General features: G+C 60.1%; 20 protein-coding genes. 6 read left to right on the top strand and 14 right to left on the bottom strand.

What is annotated here, in order from left to right:
* Positions 1-25 precede the first annotated feature (25 nt).
* The 8 genes from ACTG2G_RS08190 to ACTG2G_RS08155 form a co-directional block, all read right to left on the bottom strand.
* Positions 26-925, bottom strand: coding sequence for a hypothetical protein (locus ACTG2G_RS08190; RefSeq protein WP_439985358.1), 900 nt, complete (start codon positions 923-925; stop codon positions 26-28).
* Between the two features lie 979 nt (positions 926-1,904).
* Entirely contained in the window at positions 1,905-3,392 is a 1,488-nt protein-coding gene (locus tag ACTG2G_RS08185) for a peptide MFS transporter (RefSeq protein WP_439985357.1), read from the bottom strand.
* Between the two features lie 667 nt (positions 3,393-4,059).
* Positions 4,060-4,962 carry a cold adaptation protein AtcC gene (gene atcC, locus ACTG2G_RS08180; RefSeq protein WP_041209250.1) on the bottom strand — a complete coding sequence of 301 codons (903 nt, stop codon included), beginning with the start codon at positions 4,960-4,962 and terminating at the stop codon, positions 4,060-4,062.
* Positions 4,963-4,973: 11 nt separating this feature from the next.
* Positions 4,974-5,741, bottom strand: a complete 768-nt coding sequence (atcB, locus tag ACTG2G_RS08175; RefSeq protein WP_005343119.1) for a cold adaptation protein AtcB — start codon at positions 5,739-5,741, stop codon at positions 4,974-4,976.
* Between the two features lie 12 nt (positions 5,742-5,753).
* The gene (gene atcA, locus ACTG2G_RS08170) at positions 5,754-6,296 is read right to left on the bottom strand and encodes a cold adaptation protein AtcA (protein ID WP_040067053.1); all 543 of its coding nucleotides are present in this window, start codon (positions 6,294-6,296) and stop codon (positions 5,754-5,756) included.
* A gap of 23 nt (positions 6,297-6,319) precedes the next feature.
* On the bottom strand, positions 6,320-6,604 hold the full coding sequence (gene atcJ / locus ACTG2G_RS08165) for a cold adaptation protein ActJcold adaptation protein ActJ (RefSeq protein ID WP_005343121.1): 285 nt from the start codon (positions 6,602-6,604) through the stop codon (positions 6,320-6,322).
* Positions 6,605-6,884: 280 nt separating this feature from the next.
* Entirely contained in the window at positions 6,885-7,637 is a 753-nt protein-coding gene (locus ACTG2G_RS08160) for an SDR family NAD(P)-dependent oxidoreductase (RefSeq protein WP_368172108.1), read from the bottom strand.
* Positions 7,634-8,512 carry an NAD(P)-dependent oxidoreductase gene (locus ACTG2G_RS08155; RefSeq protein WP_439985356.1) on the bottom strand — a complete coding sequence of 293 codons (879 nt, stop codon included), beginning with the start codon at positions 8,510-8,512 and terminating at the stop codon, positions 7,634-7,636. Before ACTG2G_RS08155 ends, ACTG2G_RS08160 begins: the two co-directional genes overlap by 4 nt.
* Before the next feature lie 130 nt (positions 8,513-8,642).
* Here ACTG2G_RS08155 and ACTG2G_RS08150 point away from each other — a divergent pair, with 130 nt between their 5' ends.
* Positions 8,643-9,467 carry a LysR family transcriptional regulator gene (locus ACTG2G_RS08150; protein ID WP_362772777.1) on the top strand — a complete coding sequence of 275 codons (825 nt, stop codon included), beginning with the start codon at positions 8,643-8,645 and terminating at the stop codon, positions 9,465-9,467.
* A gap of 61 nt (positions 9,468-9,528) precedes the next feature.
* On the opposite strand, the gene ACTG2G_RS08145 is transcribed toward ACTG2G_RS08150, so the two are convergent.
* From ACTG2G_RS08145 to ACTG2G_RS08130, 4 genes are read right to left on the bottom strand one after another with little or no spacing between them, the layout of a single operon-like run.
* Positions 9,529-10,044, bottom strand: a complete 516-nt coding sequence (locus ACTG2G_RS08145) for a protein disulfide oxidoreductase (protein WP_439985355.1) — start codon at positions 10,042-10,044, stop codon at positions 9,529-9,531.
* Between the two features lie 3 nt (positions 10,045-10,047).
* Complete coding sequence (locus tag ACTG2G_RS08140; protein WP_139462366.1) at positions 10,048-10,791, bottom strand: DsbA family protein; 744 nt, start codon at positions 10,789-10,791, stop codon at positions 10,048-10,050.
* Between the two features lie 9 nt (positions 10,792-10,800).
* Positions 10,801-12,843 carry a protein-disulfide reductase DsbD family protein gene (locus ACTG2G_RS08135; protein ID WP_439985354.1) on the bottom strand — a complete coding sequence of 681 codons (2,043 nt, stop codon included), beginning with the start codon at positions 12,841-12,843 and terminating at the stop codon, positions 10,801-10,803.
* A 52-nt stretch (positions 12,844-12,895) separates the two neighbouring features.
* Positions 12,896-13,273 (bottom strand): hypothetical protein, encoded by a 378-nt coding sequence (locus ACTG2G_RS08130; protein WP_005354882.1) that lies wholly within the window; start codon positions 13,271-13,273, stop codon positions 12,896-12,898.
* Between the two features lie 185 nt (positions 13,274-13,458).
* On the opposite strand from ACTG2G_RS08130, the gene ACTG2G_RS08125 reads away from it, so the two are divergent.
* From ACTG2G_RS08125 to pspG, 4 genes are all read left to right on the top strand, one after another.
* Complete coding sequence (locus tag ACTG2G_RS08125) at positions 13,459-14,187, top strand: 1-acylglycerol-3-phosphate O-acyltransferase (protein ID WP_439985353.1); 729 nt, start codon at positions 13,459-13,461, stop codon at positions 14,185-14,187.
* 210 nt (positions 14,188-14,397) lie between these two features.
* Complete coding sequence (gene pspA, locus ACTG2G_RS08120) at positions 14,398-15,060, top strand: phage shock protein PspA (protein ID WP_439971253.1); 663 nt, start codon at positions 14,398-14,400, stop codon at positions 15,058-15,060.
* Between the two features lie 2 nt (positions 15,061-15,062).
* Positions 15,063-15,269: a PspC domain-containing protein gene (locus ACTG2G_RS08115; protein WP_005335873.1), complete on the top strand. Its 207-nt coding sequence runs from the start codon at positions 15,063-15,065 to the stop codon at positions 15,267-15,269.
* Between the two features lie 48 nt (positions 15,270-15,317).
* Positions 15,318-15,536, top strand: coding sequence for an envelope stress response protein PspG (gene pspG, locus ACTG2G_RS08110; RefSeq protein WP_005335871.1), 219 nt, complete (start codon positions 15,318-15,320; stop codon positions 15,534-15,536).
* 90 nt (positions 15,537-15,626) lie between these two features.
* Here pspG and ACTG2G_RS08105 read toward each other — a convergent pair whose 3' ends face one another.
* On the bottom strand, positions 15,627-15,971 hold the full coding sequence (locus ACTG2G_RS08105) for a GIY-YIG nuclease family protein (protein WP_139735541.1): 345 nt from the start codon (positions 15,969-15,971) through the stop codon (positions 15,627-15,629).
* Positions 15,972-16,015: 44 nt separating this feature from the next.
* Here ACTG2G_RS08105 and ACTG2G_RS08100 point away from each other — a divergent pair, with 44 nt between their 5' ends.
* Positions 16,016-16,750: a substrate-binding periplasmic protein gene (locus ACTG2G_RS08100; protein ID WP_108541231.1), complete on the top strand. Its 735-nt coding sequence runs from the start codon at positions 16,016-16,018 to the stop codon at positions 16,748-16,750.
* Here the strand turns inward: ACTG2G_RS08100 and rarD are convergent.
* On the bottom strand, positions 16,732-17,622 hold the full coding sequence (rarD, locus tag ACTG2G_RS08095; RefSeq protein ID WP_042052465.1) for an EamA family transporter RarD: 891 nt from the start codon (positions 17,620-17,622) through the stop codon (positions 16,732-16,734). The two genes, ACTG2G_RS08100 and rarD, sit on opposite strands and share 19 nt — an antisense overlap.
* Positions 17,623-17,704 lie beyond the last annotated feature (82 nt).

Raw genomic sequence — 17,704 nt, 5'->3', positions numbered from 1 at the left:
AAGGGCGCGAAAGCGCCCTTCTTTTTTAATATATATTGTCTAAGTGTTTTTTCAGTATTTCTTCAACTTTTGATTTCCCTGCAATCGTATTTGAATAAAAAATTGTTCTGAAACCAGACAAATCAAAGGGTAGTTTTTCTCTTTCTCGGTCACACATTAATATGACATTTTTACCTGCCGCATGAGCATATCCAACCTCGTAGTATACATTGGGATTATCTGGTGTAATATCAGATATAATGAGTGAGGATTGTTGAATTGATTGAATGATATCATGTATTATCAATCCATTACTGTACATATCATCAGCTCTTATCGGCTCTAATCCTTTCTGCTCACAAACCGGCTTTATGACATTGTCATATAGTTCATTAAATTTTTCAGTAAACTGCATAACAACAAAAGCTTTTGGCCTGTCATCTGACACAGATATATTGTATATATCTGCCTTACCTGCCCCCCAAATATTAAAGGCTATAGGTGTTCTATTTATGAGATAATTCCAAGATAGTATTTCTACATTATTTATGTAGTATTTGATTGTGTTTGCTCTGCATGACACTCGAATATCATATTCCACATTATCTTTTATATTAGATTTGCTACCAGTTTGTGATAGTGCAACGAGTTGATTTGTCTGAGGTTGGAATGTTTTTAATGAGTAAGAAAAATAATCGTCATTGAAGCAAATGTATAAAGGGCTCATCCCCCAGTTTAGTATTAACTGAATTTTTGTTTCTGTTGAGTCTAATTTTATTTTAAATGATATTTCTCCTCCGGAGAAATAATGATCTGATTTTACAGTGCAAAACTGATAACCAGAGTCTTTATTTTGTTCATCTATTAATGTTGGGATGTATTCAAATCCTGATATTTTGGTGTTTATTACGCCATTGACAGCCGCGAGATTACTAATATTTTTCATTATGCTCACTATCTACAGTTGGAGTTGTATACCTAATAAATTACTTTACTCCAGAGGGAGCTTTGTATGAAGCCTTATTTATGTGTCGTCAGACATTTTGAAAAGTCATACAAGCTTGGGGCGTAGGTCTGATTAGCGAAGCGTAATCAGACGATCGCGAAAACAGGTTGCCGCTATTCTGTTGGTGCGCCAGCTGATCTCTTCTCTATGTCCATCGCCCCCGAGATTGCCGTGCGGACGATTACGCTTCGCTAATCGACCCTACGTGTTCCTGCTTGATTTCACGCTCTGCTGCTTGTCGGTGGTTTGCTCTCCCTCCTCACCGACCTTTCTCCCCTTATCTATGGCAAAGAGTGGGAGAAGGGAGCAGAGATCGCAGCCATTGATAGTGACCGTGGTATAGCGTGATAGCTAAGCGTGACAGAGCTGTAGGTCTGATTAGCGCAGCGTAATCAGACGATCGCGAAAACCGGTTGCCGCAATTCTGCCGGTGTTCCAGCTGATCTCTTCTCTATATCCATCGCCACCGAGATTGCGGTGCGGACGATTACGCTTCGCTAATCGACCCTACGCGTTCCTGCTTGATTTAACGCTCTGCTGCTTGTCGGTGGTTTGCTCCCCCTTATCCCCGACCTTTCTCCCTTTATCTATGGCAAAGAGTGGGAGAAGGGAGTAGAGATCGCAGCCATTGATAGTGACCGTGGTATGGCGTGATAGCTAAGCGTGACAGCTTCGGCTACAGAGTGGCAGGTGCTGATCCCCTCTCCCCTTGGGAGAGGGTTAGGGTGAGGGAAAGCAGACGATAGGGGCAAACGCCGCAACAGGCGCCAGGTTGCCAACCTGAAAAAGAGCCATCCATCCCACCAAAAGAGAAGGGCCCCGCCATCCATTATGGCGGGGCCCTTTACATTAACAGCAGTGCCGCTGATTCAATCGTTCGCGCTGGCAGGGGCCAATAAAATGGCTGGCCCGAGCCCGGTCAGACAGGAATGGCTGTCGCCGCCGGTTGCGGGGTGATTTTCGAGGCGATCAGCAGGCGCAGACGGGGCACCAGCAACAGCAGGACGATCCCGCCCGCCAGCGAGCCCCAGCCCAGCATATTGAACACCGAGCTGTAACCCGGATTGGTGGCCACCGGAGAGCTGCCGATATTCTGCGGCATGGCGCCGGAGACATAGCCCGCCAGCACGGAGGCAACGCCGGTCACCATCATCCAGCAGCCCATCATCAAGCCTTGCAGGCTGGCGGGGGCCAGCTTGCCAATCATGGCGTAACCGATGGGGGAGATAAGCAGCTCGCCAAAACTCTGCAGCACATAGCTGATGGCGATCCACTTGAAGGCGACCAGCCCGTCGGCCCCCGCCAGATGGATGCCGAGCGGCAGCACCAGCATGCCGAGCCCCATGCAGAACAGCGAGGCGGCAAACTGGGAGGGAATGTCGATATTCCAGCCCTGTTCGCGCAGTCGCTTGAACAGCAGCGCCATCAAGGGGCCACCGATGACGATGACGAGGGTGTTGATGTTCTGGATCCACTGGGGAGCGACCCGCAGCCCGAACACGTTGAGGTTGATGTTGTGCTCGGAGAAGAGCATCAGCCCCATGGGCGCCAGCTGGTAGAGCGACCAGAAGATGAGGGAGCCAAGGGCGAGGATCAGGTAGGCCACCATGCGGCTGCGCTCGGCGGCGTCCGGGTGGCGGGCGGTCATCACGCAGAGCAGCACCAGCACCACGGCGCCCAGGATCAGCACGAAGCTGCCGCTGAAACTGGCGTGGGTCAGCAGCAGACGCAGCGCCGGCACCAGCATGGCCAGAATGGCGATCCCGGCCAGCATACGGCGGTAGAAGCCGCTCCCTTTGACATGACGCAGCGGGGTGCTGATATCCGCCAGAATCGGCCAGCAGGCGAAGGTGGCGATGATGGCAATGATGTTGCCCAGCGTCGCAAACAGGAACAGGGTGCGGTAATCCTCGGTGAGCTGGAAGTATCCCGCCACCGTGAAGCCGATAAAGAAGCCCAGATTCATCCCGGCGTAGTTCCACAGGAAGGCGCTCTCGCGGCGGTGATCATCCGGGGCGAAGCGCTGGGTCAGCATCATGTTGAGGCAGGTGACGTTGAGGCCGCTGCCGGTAAGGAACATGGCGAGTCCCCAGTAGAGGCCGGTGATCCCCATCTCGGCGATGAAGTAGCAGCCGATCACCTGCAGCACCATCCCCATCACGAACAGGTTGCGGTTGCTGAGGTAGCGCCCGCCGAGATAACCGCCAAACAGGTGCAGGCCATAGTTGAAGGCCCCGAAGACCCCCATCATGGCGTTGGCCTGGGATTCGCTGAAGCCGAGTCGCTTGGTGGCGTAGAGCACCAGGGTGGAGTAGAGCACGGCAAACCCCAGGGTCGAGAAGGTCTGGATAAAGAACAGCGCCCCGGAGCCGGGGGGAATGGTGGGGTGTTGATTCGAAGCGCTCACGGTCTGTCTCCTGTGAGAGAAGAAAGTCATAACTCGTCCTGAGAGCGTACCGGTCTGCTGCCGGCTAGCCTTGTGCGCTTCCATGCTGGTCTGAAGGCCGGTCTGTCATTTAGCGGCCAAGCGGTGCAAATAGCCATACCTGAAATTTAATCTGGCGAGATTAATTGTCTTTTATTGATCCATTCCGGTTTTTTATGCGGTTTTGACTGCTGAAAAGCTGGCGCTGGCCGGGTACGTATCAGAGTTGTTGGGGTTGAATGGAGCCCGTTTTGGCCTGAACGATTTGATAGTGAGATCGCCATCCCGCTTTTGGCTGCTCTTTCGCCATCGCCGCCAGCATGTTGAGTGGCAGCTTATTTATTCAGTTTCACCCTTTGAGTGAATAATTATCCGGGATTGGCGTATGGCCCTGCGCAGTGACAAGAGCCACAGAGGGCAATGAACAGAGTGAATTGCACCACAGGTCTGTTCCCGTAGTTACCTGTGCAATGCGCTGCGCTTGGTGCACCCCATGTGTTGCTCGGCAGCCCGAGGGAGTTTGCGTTTTTCCCCTCTGCCTTTGGCAGAGGGTCAGGGTGAGGGGACATCCCGGATAGAACAACGCCCGGCGGGCCGGGCGTTGGGTTATCCCACATTGGGGGCAACAAAAGAGGCGGCGAAGCGCGCCCTAGAAGTTGTGGTAGAGCGGCCAGCCGAGCAGCGGGTGCTTGAGGCCGGCGCGCATCTCGATGTTGTCGAGCTTCTCCGGCGAGGCGTTCTCTTTTTGCAGCAGCTGGTACTGGCGCACAAAGCCGAGGGTGTGCAGCAGGTTGGGCACAAAGCCCGGGCTCAGCTCCTGGCGCAGGGCGGCGGCCATGTCGGCGGGCAGCGCGCTCAGCATCAGGGCGAGCTGGGCGGCGAGATAGTCGGTGTCATACCAGCCCTCGTCGAGCTCAATCTCCCGCGCCAGTTTGCGCTTGAGATCCTGCTTCACCTTGAGCGGAGCGGCGCCACTGCCCTTGCCGCAGAGGATGCGGTAGAGCAGCGCTTCGGCCAGCTTGTCCTCCATGGTGGGGTGGTCGCTCTCGCAGGCGAAGAAGTGCTGGTCGATAAGTTCCATCAGGCGGCTCTTGTTGTGCTCGGTCAGCGCCTTCTCGTACTCCTGCCACCCTTGCCACTCCTCCACATCGGGCGGGCTCGAGATCTTGTCCAGCAGGCGCGCATCCACGTCACCGTAGAGGCTGTTGCCAGCCTGCTTGGGGCTGACGGTAATGAGCATTGACCAGCCCTTCTGGAACGGCTTGATGGGGCCTTCCGGCGCCTGCAGCAGCGCCAGCGCCTTGGCCGGATCCCGCGCCGAGAGCTCCTGCAGGCCGAGGCTCACCACGCCGATGACGTCGTGGGCGGCCTGCTCCAGCAGGTGCATCTTGTACTTGTTGTAGTACTTGTCGGCGAATTTTAGGCTCATCAGCACCGCCTTGCCCTTGATGGCGGCCAGCTGTTGCTCGCTCAAACGTTCATTGTCGCGGCCAAAGCGCAGCACCTGGGTCAGAAAGGGGCCCTGGTTGGCATCGCGAATGACTAACTGCATGAATGGGCTCCTTAATCCAGAAAGCTGAACATGTCGTCGACGTCGCCGTACTCGTCTTCCTCGACCTTGTTCTTCTCTTTGGCCTGCATCACCAGCTCGGCGGCAAACTTGTTGATGATGCCGTCCCAGCTGGAGTGCTCGTTGCGCAGCAGCGCCTTGATGGCTTTCTCCACCTCGGGGGCCAGCTCGCGAATGAGCATCAACAGGCTTCTCGGGTCATCCAGCGCGTAGTCATGGACATCCTCGCTCTGCTGGCGCTCGCTGTAGCGCAGGGACTCTTCAAGATCTTCCTCTTCGGCGTGCAGCACGTCGCGATAGCCTTCGTCCTCTTCATAGCGATCGCCGCGATAGAACTCGATAAAGGGGATGGCGAGGTAGAAGAGACCGGCCGGATCTTCGGCCACGCACTCGAGGATCTCGCGCTGCTTGGCTTCGCTATCCTGGGTGCGGATCAGGTAGTTGAGAAAGTCGAAGGTGTGCTGTTGCAGCTCATCGGCGTTGTTCTTGATCGCCTCTTCCCAATAGAGCGGCTGCTGGCAGACGATGTCGCGGATCCGCTCCGGGGTCATCAGCTCGGAGATGATGGAGGGGAAGGAGATATCGTGCTGGCCGTTAATCTGGGTCAGGGTAACGATATCAATGTTTTCAATCACTTCTGCCAGCTGGTCGTCAGACATGGTCTTGGCGATCAGCTCGAACTTCTCGCTGGCCTGCTTCGGCTCGATGACGGCCAGCTCTTTGATCTCGATGGCGGTAATTTCTATCAGACTGTTGCTCATGCCTTGCCCCAATTAGAAACGGACTTCGTCGTACATATCCTGATCGCCGTCGTCATCACCATAGCGGTCACTGCCGCCATGGTAGTCGGCGTCGGCATCTTCCCCGTCTTCATCTTCTTCGTCGCGCAGCTCATAGTCGTCATCGCCGCGGTGGCTGCCGCGCGGCAGCGGGTTGTCGAGCAGAAACAGCACGGCGCAGGCTTCCATCAGCTGATCTTCGCTCTGGGCCCGCACCGCCTTGACCAGTGGCAGGGCGGCGTTGTTGAAGCCGACGCTCACCTTGAACTCGTCCCAGCTCGGCTGCTCGCCGCTGGTGAGCCACTTGTTCCACTGCGACTTGGCCTTGGCCGGGAACTGCACCCGGCCATAGAGGGCCAGCGGCAGATACTCGGGCATAAACTCCAGCATGCTCATATCGGCCAGCAGCAGGCTCTTCATCTGGTCGGTGAACTGTTCCAGCCCCTTGGGGTCGTCCTGATCTCGGTAGGATTCGATGTTTTCGCTGGCATCGCTTTGCAGCGACTTGAGCCGCGCCTGGTCCCATCTCTTTTGCATAGTTGCTCTTTCTGCCTGCTGTTTCAGGGGTAGAACTGATCCCACATCTCCTGCATGGCGGAGGCGGGGTCGGTCACGATGACGTTGTTGAAATCCTTGATAAAGGCGGCCCGCTGTTTCGGATCGGACAGCACTTCATAGGCCTGCTTTACCTGGTGCAGCTTGATGGCTGCCTGCTCTTTCTCTTCTTCACTGGCCCCGTGCAGCTTGTCGGGGTGGTACTGGTTAGACAGCCGACGATAGGCTTTCTTGATGTCGTTTTCGCTGGCGTTGGACTTGACGCCCAGCACCCGAAAGTAGTTGTTCATGGCAGATCCTGCATCACTGGCATCATAGGATTCACGCTGCGAGTGCCTGATGGTGGGGATTGGCAAACCAGGCACGGCAAAAACCCGTCATTTTAACGGAAACAGCCCGCCAACGCGATGAGTTGGGCGATCAATTAACGGGCGAAATGAAGAGGGGTCAGTTGAGTGCCTATTGTTGCCAGTCGGTCTGGCCAGTGCAAGGGCGGCGGGGCACAAGCGATGAAAAAACGGGCAAAAAAGGAGCGGGCGGCAGGCCGGGGCGAGGCTGCCGCCGCAGGGGTTACTCCTCCCAGAAGGAGGCGGAGGTGTGGTAGATCATCTTCTTGCTCATCCCGCCATCGACCACCAGATTGGCACCGTTGATAAAGTCGTTGCGAGGATCCGCCAGAAAGAGGCAGGCGCGGGTGATGTCGTCGGGGCGCCCGACCCGGCCGCTCGGGTGCTGGCGATGATCTGCCTCGGTCAGGGTGTGGTAATCCTCCGCCTGGATCCAGCCCGGACTGATGGCATTGACTGTGACGGGGTAGTCGGCCAGCGAGTTGGCGAGGGACTGGGTGAGGGCGACCAGCGCCCCCTTGGAGGCGCCATAGGCATCCCAACCCGGCTCGTTCTGCTGCCAGCGGGTGGAGGCGATATTGATGATGCGGCCATACGGCAGATCGCGGTTGGCCTGCACAAAGGCGCGGGCGCAGAGCATGGCGCCGCGCACATTGACCGTCATCACCTGATCGAACTGGGCTGCGCTCAGCTCCTCGAAGCGGGTGTGGAACTTGCTGATGGCGCCGTTGTTGATCAGCAGATGGATGCCGCCGTGCTGCGCGCGTACCTCGGCAAAGAGCTGCACGATGGCCTGCTCGTCCCGCAGATCGAGGGGGTGAAAGTGGATCTCGGGATGGTCGAAAGCGTGAGGAGCCAGATCGGTGGCGATCACCCGATAACCCGCCTCGGCCAGCCCGATGCAGAGCTGGCGGCCAATCCCGCCAGCGGCGCCGGTGACCAGTGCAATTGGGGTGTGGTTGGTCAACTCGTTCATTGTGCCACTCCATTGCGCGCCCGCAGCACCTTGATGAGGGCCGACACCTCCTGCTGGCCAAACCCTTGCGCCACCCCTTCCTCAAACAGATCGGCGGCAAAACGCGGGAAGCGGCTGTCGATCCCGGCATCGGTGGCATGACCGGCGAGGCGGCTGATGGCGGCGCTCCAGGTTTTCAGGCTGGCGTAGGGGTGATCGAAATCGCCGCTCGCCAGCGTCTTGCCAAGGTGGGCCACATCGCCACCGAGAATGGGCGAGAGCTCGCTGAACTGGGCGCACACCTTGGCTACCGGCAACCCTTCCGCCTCGCAGATCAGCGCGCCGTGCAGAGCACCGAGCAGACCACCGGCAAAGTAGGCGGCGACGGCACAATCTTGCGCCGCGGCGGCGCCCACCGCCTCGGCCACATGGTCGAGGGTGGGGGCGAGCAGGCGCAGCATCGGCTCGGCCTCGCTAAAGGCGGCGCTGGCCCCCGAGCAGATGATGCTGGCATCGCTGGTGCCGATCTGATCCGGGAAGCAGAGGATGGCGCCATCGAGATAACGGGCGCCGCGGGCATGGCCCCAGCTCTCCAGCGCTCTGGCCCCCTGCGGGCTGCCGGTAGAGAGCTGCACCAGCAGCTTGCCCGCCACCGCATCGCGGGCTTCGTCCAGCAACTGCTGGCTGACGGCGTAGTTATCGACGCAGACAAGGGTGATATCGCTTGCGGCAATAGCCGCGCCAACCGAGGGGGCGAGAGTCGCGCCCAGCGCTTGCAGCGGGGCGGCCTTGGCGGCGCTGCGATTCCAGACGGTGACCGGATGGCCCGCCTTGAGCAGGGTGGTGGCGAGGGCGGAGCCCATGGCCCCGAGGCCGATGACAGAGAGATGGCGCATGATGGCTCCTGACTGTGTTGATAGACGCTGATATAGGAAATTGGGATGCCTTGTGGCAGGTAAGCCACTATATTTGCCCAGTGTCGCCGTGAAAAATGGCTTTTATGACTGTCTGGTATAGGTGAATTCAATGGATGTGCGAACCCTGCGTGCGTTTGTGGCTGTCTTCGAGGAGCGCAACATCACGGCGGCCGCTACCCGCCTTTTCATTACCCAGCCCACCCTCTCCACCACCATCAAGACGCTGGAGGATGAGCTGGGGGTGACCCTGTTTGTACGGCAGGCGCGCGGGGTGGAGGGAACTGAAGCGGCGCACCGGCTCTATCCCCGCGCCAAGCGGCTGATCGCCGACACCGACTCCCTCGCCCGCGAGTTTCGTGAAACCTCCCCCTGCCTCGAGCTGACGGTGGGGATTGAGGCAGACCTTGGCGATGGTGTGGTGGGGGCGCTGGTCAACGGGGCGCTTGCCCACGAGGAGATCCTGCTGACTCTGGAAGAAGGCTGCTGTGGCGATGTGCGGCTGGGCTGTGAATCCCTGCGCTGTGGTGACGAGCTCTTTATCCCCCTGCTGGAGGAGGAGTTCGTGCTGGTGCTGCCGCCGGATCACTCGCTGGCAGGCAAGGGGGCGCTCACCCCGGCAGCGTTGGCGGACGAGCTCTGGGTCACCTGCCCGCGCCACGACTCCCACCTGCGGCTGATCGCCATTCTCGGCAATCAGGCGCCGCTCTATCCACGGCGGGCGGGGTCGCTGCGACTGGCGGCGACCATGGTGGCCGCCGGTGCTGGGATCGCCTGGTTGCCCCGTTCGCTTTGTCCGCCCGGTTGTACAGTCGCCGAGCTGGCGGCCTCTTCCTTCAAGCGGCGGGTGGGGCTCTGCTACGCCCCCGATGCGTTGCGCTCGGCGGCGGTGACAGCCCTGCTGGAGCAGGTGCGCGGGATGCAGCTCCCCGCCTGATGTCGGCATAAAAAAGGGCCATCCGGTGGGATGGCCCTGTTGAGGCAATGTTGTTGCGTGGCTAGAGCGACGCCCACCAGAGCCGCAGCTGCAAGCCCCACTTCGAGCTCCAGCCGGTGGTGCTGCTCACAAGCGTCCCATCCTTGATAATGAGAAAAGTCGGGGTGACCCCCACCTGCCACTTGGCGGCTAGATCCCCCGACTCGTCGTTGTGGGTCGGGAAGGTGAGCCCCTTCTTGCTCATCCCCTTGGCTAACTGCTCCGAATTGCCGGAGCGCAGCGCCACCGTCAGCACGTTTTCCCCCTCTTGCCAGAGCTGCTGCACGGCCGGGGTGGTGAAGCGGCAGACACCGCACCAGCTGGCCCAGTAGTAGACCAGCAGCGGCTTGCCCTGACTTAAGGTAGCGAGATCCGTACTGGTGCCATCCTGCAGGGTGACGGGAGCGCTCATCGCCCCTTCAGGAAGGGTCGGGCTGCGCCACAGATCCAGCAGGGTCGAGATGACCAGCGCCATCAGCAGCAGCCAGAGCGCATCCTTGCCCCAGCGGCGCCAGCGGGGTTGAGGATTGGTGGTCATTCTTTACCCCTGCTTGGCCAGTTCGGCCTTCACCAGCTGCTCCAGCTCCTCATAGGGGATGGCGCCCGGTACCAGCTGGTTGCCAATCAGGGTCGCCGGTGTGCCCTGTACCCCGAGGATGGTGCCGATGCGCAGGCTGTTGCGCAGCTCCTCGGTCGCCTTGGCGGCCGGTTTGAGCGCCACGTTGCCGGTGGCCGCCAGCGCCTTGTTGATGTCCGCCTCGGTCAGCATCCCCTGCTTGCTCATCAGCTTGTCGTGCAGGGTGAGGAAGCGGGCGGGATCCTGCTGCCACAGGGTCAGGCTGTATTGGGCCGCCTTGGCGGAGGTCTGCCCCTTGAACGGCAGCAGCTTGATCACCAGCCCCAGATCGTCCGGATAGGCCTTGAGCAGTTTGGTCAGCTGGGGATCGAACTGCTTGCAGTAGGGGCAGTTGTAGTCGGTGAACAGCACCAGCGTCAGCTTGGGGTTTTTGGCTCCCAGACGCGGGCTGGTGGCGCTGTTGAACAGCACATCCTTGTTGCCCTTGATGAAGTTGCCAAGCTGCGCCTCCTGGGCTGCCGCGTTCTGCTTCTCCCAGGATTCGGCCGCCTCGTCAAGGATCTTGGGGTTGGCGATCAGGGTCTCGCGGATCAGCTCCTTGATGCGCGCCTCCTGCTCCGGGGTGAAAGGGGCGGCGTGCAGGGCCGGGGCCAGCAGGGTTGCAGAAAGGGAGGCCAGCAGGGTCAGGGCGCTCAGAGTCGGTTTCATGGTTGCTCCTTAAAATCGGGTGGTGCCAGCCTGAAGCAGGCCAGCCTTGTGCAATGTGGTCAGCAGATCGTCCTTGTCGAGAAGGGGTGACAGCGTGACCCCCTGCGGCAACTCCGGGCCGTAAATCTGGTTGAAGGGGACGGCCGCCGCGCCCCGCTTACGGAGGAAGGCGGCGATGGCGTCGCTCGGTTTGCTCCAGTCGCCGCGCAGGGCCACCACATCGGGGGCCGAGAGGGCCTGTTGCACCTCATCGCGCAGCAACACGTTGTATTTGTTGGCCTTGCAGGTGACGCACCAGTCGGCGGTGACATCGATAAAGACCCGCTTGTTCTGGGCTAGCGCATCTGTGATGGCGCGTTCGGAGAGCGGCTGCCAGACCACCTTGTCAACACTGGCCGAGCCCTGCGCGCTAAAGGCGCCGCTCAGCAGCAGGGGGCTGCCAATCAGGGCGGCGAGGGCGATCGCCAGCGTGAAGCCGCGGATGCCGTAACGCCAGATGATGCTAGTCAGCAGCGCCAGCAGCATGGCAACCATCAGCCAGCCGGTGGCATAGCTGCCGAGATGGTTGTCGAGCAGGCTGGTGAGCCAGAGGCTGGAGCCCAGCATCATCAGGCCGAGCAGGATGCGCAGATGGTTCATCCAGCGACCCGGCTTGGGCAGCCAGAGGGCGAGCCGCGGCAGGGCCGCCACCAGTAGCCAGGGCAGGCTCATGCCAATCCCCAATGCTGTGAAGATAAGCCAGAGCTGGCCAAGGGGCGCTGCCAGCGCAAAGGCCACTGCAGTGCCGAGGAAGGGGGCCGAGCAGGGGGTCGCCAGCAGAGTGGCGAAGCTCCCCTGCAGGAAGTGACCGCCGAGGCCGTTGCCGCCGCTGGTGGCAAGGCGGGTGCTGAGGGCGCTGGGCAGGCGGATCTCGAACAGCCCCAACAGGTTGGCGCAAAACAGCAGGGTGACCAGCACCATCAAGCCGATAAAACCGGCGCTCTGGAACTGGATGCCCCAGCCGACGGCCCCTTGCGTGGCGCGCAGCAGGCTGCTCATGGCCGCCAGCACCCAGAAGGAGGCGATGATCCCGGCGCTGGCGGCGAGGAACTGCTTGCGTACCGTTCCCTGTTCACGCTCCTGATGTTGCAACACAGTTCCCAGCTTGAGCGCCAGCACCGGCAGCACGCAGGGCATCAGGTTGAGGATAAGGCCGCCGAGCAGCGCTGCCCCCAGCAGCCAGAACAGCGAATGACTCTGGTTGGGCAGTGCGAGTGGTGCGCCGATCGTCCCCTTGCCCTGCCACGCCTGTTCGCCACTGGTGAGCAGCAGGCCGAGGGATTGGCCGCGCAGATCCGGCGCATCCCCCTGCCAGCCATCGCTCACCGGCACCCGGGCGATCAGGGTGTTGCCCTCGACCTCAAGCGCCGGTTTGCCAAATTCGGCCCCCTCCAGAGCGTCGATAAAGAGCGCTGGTGATTGCCAGCCCTCTGCCCGCTCGGCGCGCAGTTGCAGCTGGTTGTGCTGATAACCGAGCTCGACCTGGGTTTCGGCAGGCAATTGCTGGGGCAGGGTACTCATCGCCTTCGCCCAGGCAAAATCGAAGTCGGCCGGGGCCTGCCCATCCACCGAGAGGGTGAAGGGAAAGTCGGTCAGGATGCAGACATTGCTGCAGGTCGATAGACGCAGAGTTCCCTTGAGCGGTTGCCCAGTTGGGTAGTTGAGGCTGAGGGGGAAGGTCACGTCCCCCTGATAACCCTGGGTGCTGAGCCCGGCTACCTCGAAGTGACGTGGCACTGGCCAGCGCCACTGAAAGGCACCGACCGGCTCATCCCACAGGATCTGGGGGGCAATGCCGCCTTCTCCCGGACTGTGCCAGTAGGTTTTCCAGCCTGACTCCAGCTCGACATCGAGCAGGATGCGGGTCTGATCTGCCGTGCTGCGGTCGGCCTGCAGCCGTACCCGGGCGTGATCATTCTGTGGGCTGGTGAGCCAGCCCGTGTCGCTGGCCAATCCCATGGATTGCCACAGCAGACCGCCCAGTAGCAGGGCCGCCTTGAAGAGATTCGACATCTTTTTAGTCTCGCAAAAATGAGTGACAGCTAACGAAAGAACGCTGCCGAACTCATTCCCGCCAGACGCACAGGGTGAGGTGCAGACGCCGCTCGGGCGGCGAGATGACTCTGGGAGGGGGCAGTGGCGGTGTGTAGCGCCAAAGGGGGGCCAGCAGGGCGATCAGCACGGCCACGGCAAAGAAGAGCTGTTCGACGCAGAGCAGGGTGGCGGCGCTTAGCCACTTGCCGTTGAGCTGGCAGCTGGTGGGCTGCGGGCTGGCCGGTTTGGCATCCTCTTGATCCGTTGCCGAGCCTGGAACGGGCAGTGCCTGACAGCTGAGGGCGTGATCGAGCAGGGCAAGCCGTGCCAGCGGCTGGGCCGCACAATTGAGCACCAGCAGGCAGACCAGCAGCAGGAGATGTTTCGCTACCCGTTGTTGCAACATCATGTTCGCCCCGTCCATCAAGATGGGGCCATCCTAACGACCAATGGCGGGTGGGGCAAGTCGACGGCGTATTGATGTGCAGCACTGTGGGTGGCACGACGGGGAGGGTGGTCGGTTCTGTTTGGCGAACGCTTGTTCGCTAAAAGGGGGATCAGTATACTGCGCCGAGTTAAAACTCGAGGTGTTCGATGCTCAAAATTGCCCGTGTGCTGCTGCTTGGTCTGCTGCTCATTTTCTGGTTCCTGTTCGGCCTGCTGCTCTGTCTGGTTCGTCCGCGCCATCCCAACAACGTCTATGTCTTCGCTCGCATGTATCACGCGGTCTGCCCGCTGATCGGGCTGCGAGTCAAGGTGACGGTGGCCGACGAGGTCAAATCGGTCGGCCCGGCGGTCTACGTCTGCAACCACCAGAGTAACTTCGACATCTTCACCGTGACCGGTGCGGTGCAGCCCGGTGTGGTGGCTGTGGGCAAGAAGAGCCTGCTCTGGCTGCCGCTGTTCGGCCTTATCTTCTGGCTCTCCGGCAACGTGCTGATCGACCGCTCCAACCGCTCCCGTGCCATCGGCACCATAGGTCAGGTGGTGGATCGCATCAAGAACAGCGGCACCTCCATCTGGATGTTCCCGGAAGGGACCCGCTCCCAGGGGCGTGGCCTGCTGCCATTCAAGGCGGGCGCTTTCCACACTGCGGTACAGGCTGAAGTGCCCGTGGTGCCCATCGTCTGCTCCAGCTACTTCGGTCAGGTCGACCTCAATCGCTGGGACAACGGCGAAGTGCTGGTGGAAGTGATGGCGCCGGTCTGCAGCAAGGAGCACGGTGCCAGTGGCATTCGCGATCTCTCCGACACCTGCCGTGCCCGGATGGAGGCCAAGCTGACCGAACTGGACAGCAAGCTGGGCCACAGCCACGCCGCCTGACGGATATTGCAGACGAATCGACAAGGGAGCCACAGGCTCCCTTTTTTGTTGGTAAAAATCACCACAAGGTTGGCTATTCTCACCAACAAGCCCTTCTTGAATTTCCTCAGTAAATTCCCATCTATATGTAAAACAACAATAATTTTTCTTGGCACGGCTCTTGTAATGCTATGAGAAGAGATAGCCATCCCATCAACAAGGAGCCAGACCATGAGCGTATTCAGCCGCCTGACCGACGTGATTAATGCCAACCTGCACAGCCTGCTCGACAAGAGTGAAGAGCCGGAGAAGATGCTGCGCCTGATGATCGAAGAGATGGAGCAGGTGCAGGTCGAGATGCGTACCCAGGCCGCCCGCGTGATTGCCGAACAGAAGCAGCTGGAGCGTCACCAGCAGGCGTTGCAGGCGCAGATCCTGGAGTGGTCGGCCAAGGCCGAGCTCGCCATCCAGAAGGGACGTGAGGATCTGGCCCGCGCCGCCCTCACCGAGAAGCTGGCGGATGTCAAAAAAGGTGAACAGCTGGAGCAGGACAAGGCCCGGGTGGCCGAGGTGCTGGCCCAGCTCACCGCCGACAGCGAGCGGCTGGCAGCCAAGCTGACCGAGGCGCGCGAGAAGCAAAAACTGCTGACCCTGCGCGAGCAGACGGCCCACAGCCGCATTCGTGCCCGCGCCCAGGTGGACAACCAGCGGATGCATGAGCTGATGGCGCGCTTTGATGGTTTTCAGGGCCGGGTCGATCAACTGGAGGCCCAGCTGGAGGCGGCCACTCTGGGGCAGAATCCCTCGCTGGAGGCCCAGTTCCGCGAGCTGGAGCTCAATGACGAGATCGAGCGCGAGCTGGCTCGCCTCAAAGGCCAGAAGGCGGAGGTGTAATCATGAGCCCCTGGCCCAAGGATCTGGTGCATCGCAAGCTGACCGGGGTCTGCGCCGGTATTGCCAGACGGTTGGGGGTCTCCAGAGTCACTGTGCGGGTGGTGGCACTGCTCGCCCTGATCCTGATGCCGCCGCTGGCACTGGCCGCCTATCTGCTGGCGGTGCTGGTGATGCCGCCCCGTTATGAATTGAAGCGCTGGCTGGATTGACCCAAGGGTTGATCAGCCGGCAGACAAGGTACTGATAAGGAGCAAGTTATGCTGGAATTTTTCATCTTGCTGGTGGTGCTGCTGGTCATGGCACTGACCGGTTTTACCCTGGTAGCCATGTTGCTGGTGAGCGGCCTGTTCGTGCTGCTTGGGGCACTGGGCGGCATGCTTGCTCTGATCATCAAGCTGGCCCCCTGGTTGCTGCTGGTGCTGGCGGTTTGCTGGCTGATCAGCAACCGCAGCAAGCGTTCCAATACCTACCTCTAACCCGCCTGAGGTTGTGCAAGACGTTGTGTGATGCTCCCTGATTTCCCCTTTCCGGCCACTCATCGAGTGGCCTTTTTTTGCCTGTCGTCCTCAAGGCTGGGTGGCTGCGGGTAACCACTGGGGGCTCCAGCTCTGCCAGAGTGCCGGGCTGTGGATCAGCTGCTCCTTGAAGGATTTCGGCTGCTGCTTGAGGCGATATTCGATGCGCAGGGCTGCCCCCTTCTCGCCGACTTCCTGTTGCCACACCAGCGTCAGTGGCCCCTTGCCGCGCAGGGCGCGAGCGCCCTTGCCACTCTGGTGCTGGCGCAGGCGGCGCAGCGGATCCGTGCTGATCCCGGTATAGAGCAGGCCGGTGGCGGTACGCACCATATAGACAGACCAGCGGGAAGGGGCGGATGGTTGCGGCGCTGGAGTGGTGGTCGCGGGTTCTCTCATTCAAATTCTCTGTGCCAAACTCAGAGGCAGCTCAAGGAGGTGCGATGAGAGTCTGGTTTTGGTTGTGGTTACTGTTGTCGGTCCCGGCTCTGGGGGAGACGATCCGTCTCTACGATTACCATCAGCATCCGCCCTTCAACACCGGAGTGGATGCAGGGCTGAGCCGCGAGCTGGTCAAGTATCTCAATGAAAAGCTGGGGGGTGAACCCAGAATCGAGCTTTGGCTGGTCAATCGCGCCCGACTGGCGCTGGAGATGGCTGATCCCGACTTTGACGGTCTGGTGGTCTGGGTCAATCCCGCCTGGGTGGGGGATCCCCATCGCGAACGCTATCTCTGGACCTTTCCGGTGATGCGCGACACCAACGAGCTGGTCTCGAACATTGACAACCCGGTCACCTATCGCGGGCCAGACTCCCTCAAGGGGCTGGTGTTTGGCGGGGTGGAGGGCTACCGCTATCAGGGGATCGATGATGCAGCTGGCCGCGGGGAGCTGGTACGTCAGGATGCCAAGAAGGTGAAGACCAATCTTGAGCTGCTGGTGCGCGGCCGCATCGATGTGACGCTGGTGAGTGGTTCATCGCTGGGCTTTTTCATCGATTCACAGCACTATCAGGGCAAGCTGTTTATCTCACCCTTCCCCCAATCCAGCTATACCCGCCATATCCTGCTGCCCAAATCCCGTCCCGAGCTGCATGCCACCCTCAACGACATCGCCGAGCAGATGGACAGGGATCCCCGCTGGCACAAGGTGTTGGAGTCCTATCGCGGTACGCCCTGAGGGCGGCGCTTGAGCCGATGCAGTGGCAACAGGCTCACCAGCAGACCTGCCCAGACAAAGGCGAAACCGACTGCCTTGATGGGGTCCGGCGCCTCACCAAACCAGTAGATGGCGAGCAGGAAGGCGAGGCTGGGCTCGATATATTGCAGCAGTCCCACAGTGCTCATCCGGGTTCTCGCCACCGCGTAGCAGAACAGCCCCACCGGCAGCAGGGTGGCGGGCGCACTGCCCATCAGCAGCAGCTTGTCAGCCAGGTCTCCGTTCACGAATGCCCCTTCCCCGTGCCATGCCAGCGTGCCGATGATGATCAGCGCGACGGGCAGTTGCACCATGGCTTCCAGATAGAGGCTGGTGCCGGTGTCGTAGTGGATCTTCTTCTTGATAAGGCCATAGCAGGCGAAGTTGGCCCCCATGATGAGGGAGAACCAGGGGAGCTGGCCGTAGCAGAAGAGCATGTAGGCGAGCCCCGCCAGCGCCAGGGCGACCGCCAGATGCTTTTGCGGGGTGAGCCGCTCTTTGAGGAAGATGACGGCGAATACGATATTGAACAGCGGGGTCATAAAGAAGGCGAGGCTGGTGGTCAGCACCTGCCCGGTGGTGAGGCACCAGGTGAACATGCACCAGCTGATGGACATGACGGGGCCCGCCAGCAGAATGAGGCCGAGCTGGCGCGGCTCGCTGCGCAGTTGTGCCCAGGGCACTTTGTGGCCAAGCAGCAAAAACAGGGCACCCAGCAGCACCACAGACCAGAGCACCCGGTGGGAGATCAGCTCCCACATGTTGACCTCGGGCATGAATTGATAATAGAGCGGCAGCATCCCCCACAGGATGAAGGAGAGGGTCGCGGTGCCGGTACCTAGCCAGTTTTTCATTATTATCCGTTTATTAAATTAAACATCCATGGCGATAGTAGGGGGCACGCCCTGTTTCCACAAGAGGGAAAACAGGGAAATG

It is taken from the genome of Aeromonas sp. 55A, from assembly GCF_051919665.1.
GTDB classification, from domain to species: domain Bacteria; phylum Pseudomonadota; class Gammaproteobacteria; order Enterobacterales; family Aeromonadaceae; genus Aeromonas; species Aeromonas veronii.
Note: the sequence above shows the minus strand (reverse complement) of the source record. Positions and strands in the feature narration are given on the sequence as shown.

Excerpts from the sequence above, each read along its gene's own strand:
- ACTG2G_RS08145 (WP_439985355.1), bottom strand. The coding sequence starts at position 10,044 with ATGACCACCAATCCTCAACCCCGCTGGCGCCGCTGGGGCAAGGATGCG.
- atcA (WP_040067053.1), bottom strand. The coding sequence starts at position 6,296 with ATGCAAAAGAGATGGGACCAGGCGCGGCTCAAGTCGCTGCAAAGCGAT.
- ACTG2G_RS08190 (WP_439985358.1), bottom strand. The coding sequence starts at position 925 with ATGAAAAATATTAGTAATCTCGCGGCTGTCAATGGCGTAATAAACACC.
- ACTG2G_RS08135 (WP_439985354.1), bottom strand. The coding sequence starts at position 12,843 with ATGTCGAATCTCTTCAAGGCGGCCCTGCTACTGGGCGGTCTGCTGTGG.
- rarD (WP_042052465.1), bottom strand. The coding sequence starts at position 17,622 with ATGAAAAACTGGCTAGGTACCGGCACCGCGACCCTCTCCTTCATCCTG.
- ACTG2G_RS08105 (WP_139735541.1), bottom strand. The coding sequence starts at position 15,971 with ATGAGAGAACCCGCGACCACCACTCCAGCGCCGCAACCATCCGCCCCT.
- pspA (WP_439971253.1), top strand. The coding sequence starts at position 14,398 with ATGAGCGTATTCAGCCGCCTGACCGACGTGATTAATGCCAACCTGCAC.
- ACTG2G_RS08150 (WP_362772777.1), top strand. The coding sequence starts at position 8,643 with ATGGATGTGCGAACCCTGCGTGCGTTTGTGGCTGTCTTCGAGGAGCGC.
- ACTG2G_RS08160 (WP_368172108.1), bottom strand. The coding sequence starts at position 7,637 with ATGAACGAGTTGACCAACCACACCCCAATTGCACTGGTCACCGGCGCC.
- ACTG2G_RS08115 (WP_005335873.1), top strand. The coding sequence starts at position 15,063 with ATGAGCCCCTGGCCCAAGGATCTGGTGCATCGCAAGCTGACCGGGGTC.
- ACTG2G_RS08155 (WP_439985356.1), bottom strand. The coding sequence starts at position 8,512 with ATGCGCCATCTCTCTGTCATCGGCCTCGGGGCCATGGGCTCCGCCCTC.
- ACTG2G_RS08140 (WP_139462366.1), bottom strand. The coding sequence starts at position 10,791 with ATGAAACCGACTCTGAGCGCCCTGACCCTGCTGGCCTCCCTTTCTGCA.
- pspG (WP_005335871.1), top strand. The coding sequence starts at position 15,318 with ATGCTGGAATTTTTCATCTTGCTGGTGGTGCTGCTGGTCATGGCACTG.
- ACTG2G_RS08125 (WP_439985353.1), top strand. The coding sequence starts at position 13,459 with ATGCTCAAAATTGCCCGTGTGCTGCTGCTTGGTCTGCTGCTCATTTTC.
- atcB (WP_005343119.1), bottom strand. The coding sequence starts at position 5,741 with ATGAGCAACAGTCTGATAGAAATTACCGCCATCGAGATCAAAGAGCTG.
- atcC (WP_041209250.1), bottom strand. The coding sequence starts at position 4,962 with ATGCAGTTAGTCATTCGCGATGCCAACCAGGGCCCCTTTCTGACCCAG.
- ACTG2G_RS08130 (WP_005354882.1), bottom strand. The coding sequence starts at position 13,273 with ATGATGTTGCAACAACGGGTAGCGAAACATCTCCTGCTGCTGGTCTGC.
- atcJ (WP_005343121.1), bottom strand. The coding sequence starts at position 6,604 with ATGAACAACTACTTTCGGGTGCTGGGCGTCAAGTCCAACGCCAGCGAA.
- ACTG2G_RS08100 (WP_108541231.1), top strand. The coding sequence starts at position 16,016 with ATGAGAGTCTGGTTTTGGTTGTGGTTACTGTTGTCGGTCCCGGCTCTG.